Below are 13,471 nucleotides of genomic sequence, written 5' to 3'. Positions count from 1 at the left end.
GCGTCTCGTGCGTGCAGTCGCCTTGCGGGCGTCGCCGCGATGGTGCAGGCCGTGTGCTACGTCGTCGGCTTCGTGATGCTCGCGACCGTCATGAATCCCGGCGACGTCGATGGATGGTCCGCCCGCCAGAAGCTCGAATTCATTCTTGAGCGCGAGACTCTGTTTCAACTCTGGAACATCGTTATCTACGTCGTGTTCGGGGTCGCCCTGGTCGCCCTCGCGGCCACGCTCCACCGCCTGCTGGCGGTGCCCGACACGCTCTTGATGAGTATCGCGACGCCCTTCGGGTTCATCTGGGCTGGGCTGGTGATCGCCAGCGGTATGGTGGCCAACGTCGGCGTGGCGGCCGTGTCCCGGGCTTACGCCAACGGTGCTGCTGACGAAGCGGTGTCCTTGTGGTCGGCCGTCGGCGTGGTCCAGGACGGCCTGGGCGGCGGCGTCGAAGTGGTCGGTGGGCTCTGGGTGTTGCTGGTGAGCGCCGCTGCGCTGCGCGCTGGCATCCTGCTGCCGAGTTGGGTCAACTGGCTTGGCTTGATCGTTGGCCTGGCAGGCATTGCCACCATCGTGCCGTCGCTAGGCGGGCTCGGCGCGGTTTTCGGGTTGACGCAGATTCTCTGGTTCCTCGGCGTCGGTGCGGTGCTGTTGCTTCGCAAGGGGGAAGATCGAAGCGCCCCTGGGCGGTGATGCGACGCGCCCCGGGAAGGGACGCGCCGCACGCCGAGCACGGGCCTTAGCCTTCGCTCAGGTCCGCTTCCACCACGCCGCTCGCGAAGCTCCCGTACGCCTCCTGGAACTGCTTGGCCATGCTGTCCGGCCAGGCGTGGAATTCCCCACCGGCCAGCGCCTCGATGATGGCCTGCGCCACAAGGGAGGGCGGTTCGGCAATCTCGCCTAGCCCCGCCGCATCGCCCATGTCCGTCGCGATCGGGCCCGGATGCACGCTCACCACCGCGGTGCCTTGCTCGGCGAGTTGAGCCCGCAGGGCCTGCGTCAGCGAGTAGGCAGCTGCCTTAGACGCCGAATAGGTGGCGAAGGCGGGGAAGTTCTTCAGCGATGCCACCGAGTTCAGTTGCACCAGGGCGCCGCCGCCGTTGCGCTCGAGCACCGGTGCGAAGGCCTTCGCTACGCGCAGGAGGCCGTAGACGTTGTTGTCGAGCTCGAAACTCAGCGCGTCGAACACATCGTCCGAGAGGGCCTCGGCCGGGCGCAGTACGCCGGCGTTGCTGATCACCACCTCGACGTCGCTCGCCACCTCGGCCGCGGCGTGAATGGTCTGCGCGTCGGTGAGATCGAAAGCCACCGGCACCACCCGGTCGCCGTACTGCTCGACGAGCGGCGCGGCGCTGTCCAGCCGTCGCACGGCGGCGTACACCTTGGCGGCGCCCTGTTCGAGCAGGGTCTCGACGATGGCCTTGCCGATGCCGCGGTTGGCGCCTGTGACCAGGACGGTCTTGCCATTAATATTCAAGTTAGCCATTAGCTTATTCCTCAAAGTACTGACGGCCGAGCGGTTGTGCTGTACGGCCAGATGACGTGTTGTTTCCCCTCGCCGAGAAACGTTACCGCCGCGGCGCGATCCCATTGCTGCCACGCGTAACGGCGGGGTAGACCGCGGGAGTTCTGGCCGCCCGTCAGCGGTTTCAAGGGGGTGCCTGCCCGAGGCGGCACTTGCTCACTTTGGGGATCTGCGGCTACCGTCGTGAGGCAGGTCACGGTAGGGTGCGTGATGGCAATGCTCGGCATCGATTGGAACTCCTTACCGCAGTCAGTATTCATCTCCCATGCGTACGCCGATGAGGAGACGGTGGCGTCGTTGGTCGCTACCCTGAACGAGCGTGCGCCGCATGTGAGGCCCGAGGTCTTTCCGCGCCAGGAGCCGGATCCTGATGCCGCCGTTAGCAACGGTATCGTCGAGAGAATTCTCGCTTGCGACGGCCTGATCTACCTCGAGCGAGGAGCGTCAGCCGACTCCCTCTGGGTCAACTTCGAGCGCGATTACGCCCGCCGCACCGGCCGCCACGTGTTCGCCTACGATCCGGGAGCAAAGGGACTCCGCCTAGACGAGGGACGACCGGTGCCCCTCAACGTCACCGTGATGATGAGCCCCAACACGGCGGCCCTCGGGCGGTCGCTGCTGGACTGGTTGGCCGAGGAGCGGAGGTTTCAGCTCAGTCGTCGAAGCACGGTGGTCAAGATGAAGGAGATCCCGGATATGCTCGCCTCCGTGCTCTTCGAGGGGGCGGTCACCCTGTGGCTTCTCGACGAACGTCTGGGCGCGACGGCGCACCTGTCCTTCGACCTGGAGGATGAGATGCTGGAGGATGACCTCGACTGGCGCGTGAGCCATCGCGGCGGCGGGCGCTACGAGTACGACCTGAGCGACTACCCGTCGTGGCTCCTGCGCCACTCCATGTTCGCTCGGGTCGATCCGAGTTTCACGCTCAGCACCAGCGATGACCCCGACGTGCAGGCGTTCATCACCAGCGAGTACTTCATCGAACGGCAGTTCGCGCTCGGGTGGGGCGTCGATCTGATATCGACGGCGCAGGGCGATCGCTTCGACTGGACGCGAGCCGACGATCTCATCGTACGCTTGACGCTGATGCTGCAACGCGCGCGACCGTTTCTACACGAGATCGATGATGATCTGGACGACTAGCGCATTGGATTCCCAGCCCATGGCCCCGGGTTCACGTCGCGCTAGCGACTTGCCTTCAGCTCCACCGTCGGGGCGCCACCGTGCAGGTCGTAGACGCAGTTGCGACCGGCACGCTTCGCGGCGTAGAGCGCATCATCAGCGCCGAGCAGCAATCCCTCGAGGTCGGCCCGCGAGCGGCTGAGCGTGCACGCGCCAAAGCTCGCCGTGATGCGCAGTACGCGCCGATCCGTAGGCACTTCCAAGCCCTCCACCGCGACGCGCAGGCGTTCGGCCGTGGCCAGGGCGGCGGTGCGATCGGTGTTGCCCAACAGGCACGCAAACTCCTCGCCGCCGATCCTGGCCGCCATGTCCGTGCCGGCACGCAAAGTCTCGGCGAGACACTTGGCCACACTGACGATCACCTGATCGCCCACCGCATGGCCGCAGCTGTCGTTGATGCTCTTGAAGTGATCGATGTCCACCATGATCAGGCTGAGGGCCTCACCGGTGCGCTGGTGACGGCGCACCTCCTGCTCGCCGCGTTCCAGGAACGCCCGCCGGTTTGCGATGCCCGTCAGCGGATCCTTCTTCACCAGGGATTCCAGTTCGCGCTTGATCTGGCGGTAGGCGATGACCTGGTCGCGCAGCTCCGCCGTGCGCGAGGCGACGGTGGCCTCCAGGTTGGCGCGCTCCTGGGCTAACGCGCGGACTGCCTTGCGCCGTTCGTTGGCGCCGGCGTGAATGACCAGGCTGGTGCACATCACGATCATGCCGTAGAGCTGCACCGTGAGGAACACCTCGTCGGTTGGCGTGCCCACGCGCATCAGGGCCTGCACCAGGGCCACCGTGATGGTGGCGGAGAGGAGCACCATCGCGCCGGTGGTATCCGCGCGAAACGCCAGCCATGTGCACAAGGGCATCGTGAGCAACACCAGTGTGTACGCACTGGACTGCCCCGGGAACAGCTCGGCCGCCGCCACCAGCACCGCCGCCATCGAAGCGGAGGCTAACAGCGCCAGGGCGCGGTCTCGGCCGGCAAACGCGCGACGTACCATCTTGAGAGGTGCGCTCACGTGGGGCACCAGCGCCACGGCGGCGGGCAACACCAACACCACGCCGGTGAAGTCGGAGAAGAACCAACGCCACCAGAGCGTCCAGGTATCCGACCAGGGCAGCCACATGTACACGCCGACGGCGCCAGCTCCCACCGACGCAGCGATGACGCTATGGCCTGCCGCCAGCACGCCCATGACCAGGAGCACCGCGCCCACGTTCGAAAACGGGGCGGCCGGCCCGCCCAGCAGCCGGTAGGCCGCCACGGCGCTGCACACGGCGACCCCGTTGCCCACACTGGTCGACACGAAGAGCCCCGCGGGCACTTCGGGCAAGAAGAGGAAGGAGTACGCCATACCGCTCAGCAAGATGGGCAGGAAAGCCCGCCAGCCGTACTGCAGGGCGGCGCAGGTGGCAATGCCGGAGGCCGGCCACACCGCCACCACCGAGTTGGTGGCGAAGCCGACCTGAAACGACAAGACGATGACGAGGAATAACGTGACGCCGTAGGCCGCCAGCGCCAACCAGGTCTCCTGTCGCGACAGCGGCCGCGCGTCTCGCTGAGGTGTCGTGCTCTGCACCGTGCCTTGGCCTGCCCACTTTCACCAACCCTCTGTGTCGGCCCGGGGCGAAAGGACTTGCACGGCATTGGCGGCACTGGTGCTCGCGCGCGCGTATCGGTTGCGGCGTATTGCTACGTGGGTCGCCGGTTACGTCAATACGCGGATTCGACGAGAGCGCGACGAGCTGTCGGCGGGATCCGTGGGATCTGCGCTTCGCGTGCAAAGCGCCCGTTGCGTCGTGTCGGACGAAGACGACATAACGGCACGGGTACGTTCGTCGCGGATGCGCTACTGCCTAGGGTTCGCTGCCCGCGCCGCCTGATCGTCGGCGATCACCGCGATCACCAGCGACACGCACATCAGCACCATCACCAGGGCGAAGGGCAGGGCACCGATGATCATCGCGTTGCGTAGAGCGTCGAAGGGGTTCGACTGCGCGCCACTGCTCCCGGCCACGATGAGCGCACCGATCACCAGCGTTAGGATCACGCCCCACACGATGCGGTGCTTGATGTCCGTGTCGATCGAACCGCCGGACATGATCGTGTTCATGACCAGAATGCCTGAGTCCGCCGAGGTCACCAGGAAGGTGAGGATCAGCAGCACGCACATGGCGGTAACGGCGTAGAGGAAGTCGCCGCTCAGCATCTGATCGAGGGCGGCGAACAGCTTGTTGGTGGTGGTGGCGTTGATGATCGCGCCATCGGCGATGCCGGAGAGTTCCAGATCGATCGCCGTGCTGCCGAGGATCGTCATCCAGGCGAAGCAGACGAGTGCGGGAACGAATACGCAGGCGATGATGAACTCACGCACCGTGCGACCGCGGGAGATGCGCGCCAGGAACAGCCCGACGAAGGGCGAAAAGGCGATCCACCAGGCCCAGTAGAAGGTCGTCCAGCCTGACTGCCAGTTGAAGAGGCGCCCCTGCTGGGCGGCCTCGTAGGTCGCCACGGCCAGTTGGTCAGCGCCCTCCAGCGCGTTGAACGCGGCGGGGAGACCCTCCTTGAACCCGGCGAGCGAGCCGTAGGCATTGGTGCTGGCGGCGTAGACGGCGGCCAAGTCGTCCGCCGGCAGTGCCGCGACGGCCGCCGGCAGCGCCGTCTCGAGGTCCGCTTGGGAGAGGGGCGCAAAGGACTCGAAGGACAGGGGCAGCAGGTGCGCGACGTAGTCGAACAAGCTGCTCGCGTACTCGGACATGGCGAAGGTGAAGGACCCGAAGAACACGAACACGAGCAATAGCAGGCTAGACAGCGCGAGGTTGAGGTTCGACAGGTGTTTGATGCCGCGCCCTACGCCCGACACCGCCGACAGCACCGACAGCGTCATGATCAGCAGCAGCGCCGAGATGAGTCCCACGGTGCTCGGCCGCGCCGGCCCCGCTTCGCTACCGTCTTGCACCAACCACGCCAGGTCCGTCACCGAGTAGATGCCCTCGACGAGTTGGCTCACGCCGAAGCCGATGGTGACGGACACGCCCAGGATTGTGGCCACGACGCCGAGGATGTCGACGACGTGTCCGATCGCACCGTTGGCTGCCTTGCCCAGTATCGGTGTTAGCGCCGAGCGTACTGTGAGCGGCATGTCGCGCGTGTACGCGTAGTAGGCCAGGCACAGGCCGCTCACCACGTAGATCGCCCACGCGTTGAAGCCGTAGTGGAGGAAGGTGTAGCGCATCGCAGAGCGCACCGCTTCACGCGTGTTGGGCTCCACCTCCGTGGCGAGCAACACGGGGTTTGCGCCCCACAGGCCGAGCGGTTCTGCCGTGGCGTAGACCATCAGACCCACGCCCAACCCTGCGCCAAACATCATCGAGAACCACGAGATATTGGAGAACTCCGGCCTGTCCTCGGCGCGCCCGAGCTTGCGCCGACCCGTCGCTGGCAGGAACGCGAGCACGAGGAGAAAGAGAAGAAATCCCCCGGCCACGGCAACGTAGAACGCGTTGAAGTACTGCAGGAGCGTGGCGTTCACGAGGCCCAGCGCGTTGTTCGCATTGAGCGGAAACGCCAACGCCCAGATCACCAGCAAGGACATGATCGTCTTGCTGATCACCGCGATCGGGATGCTGTAACCCTTGTAGAACCCGGAGTCGGCCGTGCGGATGCGCAACTTCGTGAAGCGCGCGGTGCGGCCAAAGAAGCCTTCGATAGCTGGTCTATCCATAGACGGTGCAGTGTAACGTGCTGACCGTTTTTTTTCTGAGAGGCGGGTTGGACGGGTGCAGGACGCTCACCGATCGACGATTTGTCGAATCCCTTGCGCTCGCGCGCAAGCCGGCGAATGGCTTCCGGAAGCTGATATCCTCAGTGCATTCGGACGTTGCACCTGCAACGCCATTTCACCGGGTTTGGAGCACAGTCATGAGTGAGCTAAAGACCATTCGCCACATCGTAGGCCTCGAAGACAAGGCGCCGCCGATCAGCGATTCAGCGCTGGTGATCATCGATGCGCAGAATACCTATCGCGAGGGCATCATGAAGCTCGATCATGTGGACCCGGCGATCGAGGAGTGTCGCTTGCTGCTGGAGCGCTTTCGTGCAGCCGGGAGACCGATCTTCCACGTGCGCCACGACGCAGGCCCCGGCAGCCCCTACGACGTCAACGACCATATCGGCCAGATCGTGGATGCGTTGGCGCCGCGCGATGGCGAGCCTGTGATCACCAAGAACTATCCCAACTCCTTCGTGGAGACGGAGCTGCACGACCTGCTCACCCGCCAGGGGATCAAGAATTTGATTCTGGTCGGCTTCATGACCCACATGTGCGTGAACTCAACGGCCCGCGGGGCATTCTCCCTGGGCTACACGGCGGCCGTGGCCGCATCGGCGACGGCAACGCGCGCCCTGCCGTCCTCCACCACGGGCGAGCCGATCGCCTCGACGGCCGTGCAGGAAGCCGCATTGGCGTCGCTCGCCGACCTGGTCGCGGCGGTGGTGCCGACCACCGGTGACGTGCCGGACTAGCGATTTCGCTAGGTTCGTGTCGGAGGCTAGGGCTCGATCACGAGGTCGGGATGGTTGCCGGGCACGGCGACACGGAACCAGATGAAGGGCATCAGGGGATTCGCCAGCCAGTACAGCCACCCCAGGTGCTTGTCCGTCTCGCCGTCTTTAGCGTGGAAGTCCAGCCAGACGAACAGCAGCTTGTACACGCACAGTCCTGGCATGAAGTTGACCTTGAAGTTCCGCGTGCGCAGGGCTGACCGGGAGATGTAGAAGTTGCCCTCGAAGGGCGTGATGGCCCAACCGCGCTTGCCTTCGGCGATGAGCGTGTTCGTGCGCTTGTGGATGATTCTCACGGAGGCTCCCGGGTGGCTCAGGTCGCTGCATCGGTAGGAGTGTCCGGGATTTCCGCGACGGGGGCGAGCGACTGGTACGCTCGCGCCGACGTCTTTCACGGCAGGCGCAGTCGCGCCGCTAGCGGCCCGCGGGCGGGGCCAACGACCACAGCAGTGCGGACCAACGTTGGGTCGACTCCCTGAATCCCTTTTCCGCGCTCCGTCTCGCGGCAGCGCCCATGCGACCGATCGCGGCGCTTCGCGGCAAGCGGCGTAGCGCGGCGGTGAGCGCCCCGACACTATCGTCCTCCAGCACCCAACCGGTGTCCGGCGACACCTGCTCGGGAAGGCCGTCTGCATTGGCCACGAGCACCGGTCGCCCCGCGGCCCGGGCGGCGGCGACGACAGCCCCGAAGGCGTCGTAGCGCGAGGGCACCACGAGCACGTCGACGGCGCTGAGGAATGCGCTCGCGTCGGCCACGGGGCCGGTGAAGTGCACCCGCGGCAGGTCGCTGGCTTGCTGGCGAAGCGACTCGGCGTCGGGGCCGTCGCCACCGATGACCACCTCCAGGTGCTCGTGGGGCAGAAGTCGTACCGCCTGCAGCAACTGATCGAAGCCGTTGCGCTTGCCGAGGTGGCCTAGGGCGCCGAGGCGAAGCGGCGAGACCACCCCCGGAGGCGGCAAGCGACGTAGGACGGGGTGCTCGAGGTACGGCGGGATCAGCACGAGCTTGCTGGGGGATACCAAGCGAGCGTCGAGCATCCACGCGCGCTGCGCACGACTCACCGTCACCACCTGGTGCGCCATCGCGTAGGCGAGCCGCAACATCGAACGGAACCGTACTCGATGCCGAACCTTATGTGATTCATAGCCGGCGCAGTAGGTGTGTTCGACCAGCACGATGCGCAAGCGCGGGCGCGTCCATCGAAGCTTCAGCAGGGCGGGAAGGTAGCGCCATCCCATGGAGAGGTGAATCACCGCCACATCCGCGGTTGCGGTGGCGCTACGCCAATCAGCAGGGTCGCTGGTGACCTGGGGATATTGATCGAACCGCGCCAGCAAACGGTTGTTCATCAGTCCTTCGACGATGCGGGCCACAGCGCCTGACGGGGCGTCCGAGAAGACGTGGACGAGGCGTGATCTGCTCAGGGGCGAGACGGTGCGTTGTTCTACTCTGGATGGGGGTGGGTGTTCGTTTGGCATGAAGGCTCTCTACGCAGGTGTAGTGAGCCCACTTCAAAGCGCGGGCCAAATGCCCGGGGTACCTATCAAGCGGTTGATTATATTAGGTTTACGGCGCATCCCGGAGGTGCCGTGCTGTCGCCGGGTGGTTGTCCATTGCAACGGGTCGTTGCAGATCGCAATGCGAAGTGCGAGCTGGCAGGGCTGAGGATCGTGCCCTCGCGGGTCTCGGCGCCTACGTCAGACGCGAGCGCTTTCGTAGGGTGCCAGCAGCTCCGCCCAACGGCCGCGGGCGCGAAGGCGGCAGAGGTTGCCGAACACGCCGCTCAGGGTGCGGTTGACGAAAGTCAGCTCTGGCGGCAGCTCCAGGCGGCTCAACTCGCGCAGGAAGTTGCCGCTGGGGTCCAGCACCGTGTCGTAGAGCGATGTGGCCTTGGAGAAGCGGTAGGGTTCGGGCCCCACGATATCCAGTAGTTCCTGCCCGATCGGATCCACCACGTGCGCCGGTACGCGGGCGCCGCTCGTGCGATCGTACACGCCAAGCGCGTGGAGTGAGTGGGGCAGGGCGGGAAGATCCTGGGCGATGCAGTCACTCAGGATGCGGGCGCACCCTTGGGCCACGGCGGGCGTCAGCGTCGCCACGCAGCCATGGTCGTACACGATCATCGAGCCATCTTCGCGGAAGGCGAAGTTGCCGAAGTTCGGATCCGCATGCAGGAACCGATGCTCGATCAGTCCGCGCATCACGAACGCCAGGTGCCGTGCACCCCACTGATCGCGCAACGCCGCATCGTAGCGCTCGGAGCAGGCGGCCTCCGGGGCGATCCCCGGCTCGTACTCCATGGTGAGCACGCGTTGGCTGCTGGCCTCTTCGATCACTTTCGGCACGATGATCGTCGGATCGTCCGCGTAGAGCTCGCTCATGCGGGCGATGTTCTTCGCTTCTTGGCCGTAGTCGAGCTCTTCGAGGAGGCGATCGCGCAGTTCCACCCAGAAGGGCTCGAACTCGATCTCCACCACCATGGCGACGAGCGCGCCTACCAGTTTCTTGAGGTTCTTGAGGTCCGCCTGAACCACGCGATCGATGTCCGGATACTGCACCTTCACGGCGACCTCTCGGCCGTCGGTGAGCCGTCCCCGGTAGACCTGGCCGATGGAGGCGGCGGCGAGCGGCTCGCTGGCGAGCTCTGCAAACTGCGCCAGGCCCCCAGGTACCTCCGCCTCCAGCACAGCGCGCATGCGAGCGAAGGGCACCGGCGGGGCATCGCGCTGCAAGCCCTGGAGCACTTCGCACACCTCCGGCGGCAGCAGTCCTTCGTGCACGGAGAGCATCTGCCCCACCTTCATCGCCGCGCCCTTCATCTCGCCGAGCGCCTCGGAGACGCGCACGGCGTTGGCGACGAAGTTCTCCGTTCGGCGCAGCTGGGCGACGGGGCTCGACAGGGCGAACCCGAGGGCCTTCTCCACGGCGAGGGAGGTGGACACTCGGGTGGCGACCGAGCCGAGGCGGAAGAGTCGGCCGAGCGCCGAGGTGGTGAGCGGTCGAGTCGCGTTGTTTTGCATGGGGCGACGCTACCGCAGGCGAATACACCTGTCTGCGCTCCACACCACGTGCCACCGCATACGCGGCCTGGGCGGCGCATGAGCGCTACGCGAATCGCGGCTGGGAGCCCAGGATTGGGACCGACGCCGCACTCCCGATTGAGCTCTGGTGCACAATCTCGCGACTTGAAACGCCAAACGGGTGAGGAGAGCGCTGAGATGATGGGCACGGATCGAGGGAATACGCAGCTCACCGGCCGGACGCTGCTGGCTGCGGCGATCCTGGCATTGGCGGCCAGCTGCGCAGACGACGGGGCGCTCGAACAGCTGGCACGGGCCACCGAGGCGGAGGAGTACGGGCGCTACCGCGAAGCGATCATCGAACTGCGCAACGCCGTGGCCGTCGATCCGCGTAATCCCGAGGTCCGCTACCAGTTGGGCGCGGCGGCGCTGACCCTCGGCGATGCCGCCACGGCCGAGAAGGAGCTCGCCCGCGCGCGCGAGCTGGGATTTGATCTGCAGGCCAGCATCGCGAAGATGGCGGAGGCGTTTCTGCTGCTGGGTCGCCCGGACGAGGCGCTCGTCGAGCTCGCGCAAGCGCAACCCCAGGGCGCCGAGGTCCTCGCCCTCATCGCGGCCGCCTATGAAGCCCAAGGCGAGGCGGACCGATCCATCGACGCCTACCAACGCGCCCTGGCGCTGGACCCCGAGGAGGAGCGCGCCCTGCTCGGGATCGCCCGGGCAGCGGTGGGCAAGGTCGATTTTGCCAGCGCCCAGCGCGCCTACGACGCGGCGGTCGCGGCCCACGGCGATTCGCCGACCGTCCGCCTGGACTACGGACGCTTCCTGCACGAGCTCGGTCGCGCCGAGGAGGCCGAAGCGCAGTTTGCCCTGGCGCTCGCGCAACCGCTCTTGGAAGAGCACCGCCCCCTGCGATGGGAGCTGAGCCTGGCCTTGGCCGAGGCGCAGCTCGCTCAGGGCAAGCTGGGCCCGGCGGAAGAGACGATTGACGATCTCAACGACCTGCAGGCCGACCACGTGCTCGTCAAGTACCTGCGCGCCCGAACGGCCTTCGAGCGTCGAGATCTGACTGTAGCGAATGATCTTGTTGGGCGGGTGCTGGTGGAGGTGCCGGGCTTCGTGGCCGGGGAGATTCTGCAGGCTACGATCTACCTGGTGCGCGGTGAGTACACCCTTGCCGAGGAGCTGCTCGAGCGCATGGCCGTGATCCGGCCGAACGACCCCCAGGTGCGCACGCTCCTCACCGCGGCGCGGCGCGGCGGCGAGGCGGCTCCGGCGGGTGCTGGCGCCGCAACGACGTTGAGTCAGCGCGAGGTGATGTCGCTCCTCGGCGCGGCCAATGCGCAGACGGGCGACTACACCGCTGCCGTCGATTTGTGGGAACGCGTGCTCGAGGAGAACCCCGAGGATGAGCACACGCGCCTCGAGTTGCTTACTGGCTACCTCTTCACCCAGGACGTCGACGCCGCCAGCGCCCTCCTCGAAGGCGCCGAGTGGGACGATCCCGCCAACGCCGAGCGTGCCGCGGTGCTCGACGCGATGCTGAGCTTGCAGAAGCGGGATGTGGACGCCGCGCGCGGCAAGGCGTCGCTCGCCGCGCAGCAGTTTCCCGCCTCCGCATCGGTGCGCAGCATGCAGGGGCTCGTCGAGATGCGCGACAACCCCACGGCGGCGGCGCGCTACTTCGATCAGGCCCTCGACCTCGACCCGAGCTACAGCACCGCGGCGGTCAATTTGGCGAATCTCGCGGCTGCCGCAGGCGAGGAGGTCGCGGCCACCAAACGCCTGGCGGCCTTCGTCGAGGCCTACCCCGACGACGCCATGGCCTTGGATGCGCTGGCGCGCTTGCAGCTGCGCGCCGATGACCTGGCCGGCGCCCGTGCCAGCCTCGAGCGCGCCCGCCGCGCCGCCCCCGAGGCCCTCGCGCCACGCGCCAAGCTAGTGGATCTGTTGGCCAGGGTGGGGGAGTACCGCGTAGCGGAGGAAGTGGCGCGCGAGATGATCGCCGCACAGCCGACGGCCGTCAGTGCGCACAACGCCCTCGGCGTCGCCCTGATCGGTCTCGGCAAGTTGGAGGAGGGCGTGAAGAGCCTGCGCACAGGCCTTCGCATCGACGGCACGGCCCGCGATCCTCTTAGAAACCTCGCCCGAGCTGAGTACGCGAGCGGCAACCTGGTGCAGGCGAGCCGCACCATCGACCAACTCCTGCGGGCGCATCCCGAGGACACGGTGGGGCTGGACCTGGCCACCCGCGTGGCGGTCGATCGAGGCCGTGCCGACGAGGCCGACGGATACCTCGAACGCTTGATCGCGGCGGATGGCGTCAGCGCCCTGAGTCAGGTGCTGACGGGGGATGTCGCGATGGTCCGAGGCCAACATGAGAAGGCCGTTCAGGCCTACGAGGCCGTGTTCGCGCAGCAGCAGTCCACGGCCCTGGTGATGCGTCTGTACCGCGCGCGTCAGCGCAACGGGCACGCGCTGCCGCAGCAGGTGCTACGCGATTGGCTCGATGCCTTCCCTGAGGATCAGACCGTGCTGATGGCCGCGGCAGCGCATGCGCACGCCGCCGGCGACCTGGTCACCGCGGCGACGGACTACGAGCGCCTGCTGCGCCTCAACCGGGAGAACGTGGTGGCGTGGAACAACCTCGCGTGGGCCTACTCCGACCTCGGTGACTTCCGTGCACTGGAGGCGTCCCGGCGCGCCTTCGATCTCGCTAAGGGCAGCCCGACGATCCAGGACACCTATGGCTGGATGCTGGTGCTGGACGATCAGTTGGACAACGGCATTTCGATCCTGCGCGACGCGTGGGAGGCAGCCGAGACCGGCGAGATTGGCTACCACCTGGCCGCTGGGCTGGCCCGGGCCGGCGCCCGCGACGAGGCGCGCACGGTGCTGCGTCGGGCACTGGCCGATGGCGGGCAGTTCGAGGCGCGCGGCGAGGCGGAAGCCTTGATGGAGACGCTCTGACCGTGATCGCAAGCAAGCCCGCCAGGCGGTCCTACCGGGTGGATCGCGCGCGGAGCCGATCGCTCAAGAAGCTGTCGATCTGGTTTACAGGGCGTTGCTGAATCTCTCAGGGGAGGAGTAGTGGTTTTCTGTAACTGGCGGATCTTGAAGGATTAAGTGGTCAGTGGCTTGGATTTTGCTTCCAGTAGCCAATCGGCGACAATGACAGAGAGTCCGCCGGCCGG

The 13,471-nt window shown here is 66.5% G+C and carries 10 protein-coding genes; 4 read left to right on the top strand and 6 right to left on the bottom strand.

What is annotated here, in order from left to right; genetic code table 11:
* The coding region (locus tag AAF184_13135; protein ID MEO0423280.1) for a DUF4386 family protein at nucleotides 1–684 on the top strand (684 nt) is incomplete at its 5' end.
* Between the two features lie 46 nt (nucleotides 685–730).
* On the opposite strand, the gene AAF184_13130 is transcribed toward AAF184_13135, so the two are convergent.
* Entirely contained in the window at nucleotides 731–1,477 is a 747-nt protein-coding gene (locus AAF184_13130; protein ID MEO0423279.1) for an SDR family oxidoreductase, read from the bottom strand.
* 249 nt (nucleotides 1,478–1,726) lie between these two features.
* On the opposite strand from AAF184_13130, the gene AAF184_13125 reads away from it, so the two are divergent.
* Complete coding sequence (locus tag AAF184_13125) at nucleotides 1,727–2,659, top strand: hypothetical protein (protein MEO0423278.1); 933 nt, start codon at nucleotides 1,727–1,729, stop codon at nucleotides 2,657–2,659.
* 41 nt (nucleotides 2,660–2,700) lie between these two features.
* On the opposite strand, the gene AAF184_13120 is transcribed toward AAF184_13125, so the two are convergent.
* A complete protein-coding gene (locus tag AAF184_13120) occupies nucleotides 2,701–4,215 on the bottom strand; it encodes a diguanylate cyclase (protein ID MEO0423277.1) in 1,515 nt (504 codons plus the stop codon).
* Between the two features lie 327 nt (nucleotides 4,216–4,542).
* On the bottom strand, nucleotides 4,543–6,417 hold the full coding sequence (locus tag AAF184_13115; GenBank protein ID MEO0423276.1) for a BCCT family transporter: 1,875 nt from the start codon (nucleotides 6,415–6,417) through the stop codon (nucleotides 4,543–4,545).
* A gap of 197 nt (nucleotides 6,418–6,614) precedes the next feature.
* Here AAF184_13115 and AAF184_13110 point away from each other — a divergent pair, with 197 nt between their 5' ends.
* Nucleotides 6,615–7,217 carry a cysteine hydrolase family protein gene (locus AAF184_13110; protein ID MEO0423275.1) on the top strand — a complete coding sequence of 201 codons (603 nt, stop codon included), beginning with the start codon at nucleotides 6,615–6,617 and terminating at the stop codon, nucleotides 7,215–7,217.
* A gap of 26 nt (nucleotides 7,218–7,243) precedes the next feature.
* On the opposite strand, the gene AAF184_13105 is transcribed toward AAF184_13110, so the two are convergent.
* The 3 genes from AAF184_13105 to AAF184_13095 all read right to left on the bottom strand — a co-directional run bounded on the left by AAF184_13105 (nucleotide 7,244) and on the right by AAF184_13095 (nucleotide 10,277).
* Nucleotides 7,244–7,552 (bottom strand): hypothetical protein, encoded by a 309-nt coding sequence (locus tag AAF184_13105; GenBank protein MEO0423274.1) that lies wholly within the window; start codon nucleotides 7,550–7,552, stop codon nucleotides 7,244–7,246.
* A 118-nt stretch (nucleotides 7,553–7,670) separates the two neighbouring features.
* Nucleotides 7,671–8,735, bottom strand: a complete 1,065-nt coding sequence (locus tag AAF184_13100; GenBank protein MEO0423273.1) for a glycosyltransferase family 4 protein — start codon at nucleotides 8,733–8,735, stop codon at nucleotides 7,671–7,673.
* A 219-nt stretch (nucleotides 8,736–8,954) separates the two neighbouring features.
* Nucleotides 8,955–10,277 (bottom strand): AarF/ABC1/UbiB kinase family protein, encoded by a 1,323-nt coding sequence (locus AAF184_13095; protein MEO0423272.1) that lies wholly within the window; start codon nucleotides 10,275–10,277, stop codon nucleotides 8,955–8,957.
* Nucleotides 10,278–10,478: 201 nt separating this feature from the next.
* Between AAF184_13095 and prsT the strand changes: the two genes are divergently transcribed.
* Nucleotides 10,479–13,247, top strand: coding sequence for an XrtA/PEP-CTERM system TPR-repeat protein PrsT (gene prsT, locus AAF184_13090; GenBank protein ID MEO0423271.1), 2,769 nt, complete (start codon nucleotides 10,479–10,481; stop codon nucleotides 13,245–13,247).
* Nucleotides 13,248–13,471: the final 224 nt, after the last annotated feature.

The sequence above is a fragment of the Pseudomonadota bacterium genome (assembly GCA_039815145.1).
GTDB lineage: Bacteria > Pseudomonadota > Gammaproteobacteria > Steroidobacterales > JBCBZW01 > JBCBZW01.
This window is presented reverse-complemented; position numbering and strand designations above follow the sequence as displayed.

What these genes read in the sequence shown, in the direction of transcription:
- AAF184_13130 (MEO0423279.1), bottom strand. Translation starts at nt 1,477, where the DNA reads ATGGCTAACTTGAATATTAATGGCAAGACCGTCCTGGTCACAGGCGCC.
- AAF184_13125 (MEO0423278.1), top strand. Translation starts at nt 1,727, where the DNA reads ATGGCAATGCTCGGCATCGATTGGAACTCCTTACCGCAGTCAGTATTC.
- AAF184_13115 (MEO0423276.1), bottom strand. Translation starts at nt 6,417, where the DNA reads ATGGATAGACCAGCTATCGAAGGCTTCTTTGGCCGCACCGCGCGCTTC.
- AAF184_13110 (MEO0423275.1), top strand. Translation starts at nt 6,615, where the DNA reads ATGAGTGAGCTAAAGACCATTCGCCACATCGTAGGCCTCGAAGACAAG.
- AAF184_13100 (MEO0423273.1), bottom strand. Translation starts at nt 8,735, where the DNA reads ATGCCAAACGAACACCCACCCCCATCCAGAGTAGAACAACGCACCGTC.
- AAF184_13095 (MEO0423272.1), bottom strand. Translation starts at nt 10,277, where the DNA reads ATGCAAAACAACGCGACTCGACCGCTCACCACCTCGGCGCTCGGCCGA.
- prsT (MEO0423271.1), top strand. Translation starts at nt 10,479, where the DNA reads ATGGGCACGGATCGAGGGAATACGCAGCTCACCGGCCGGACGCTGCTG.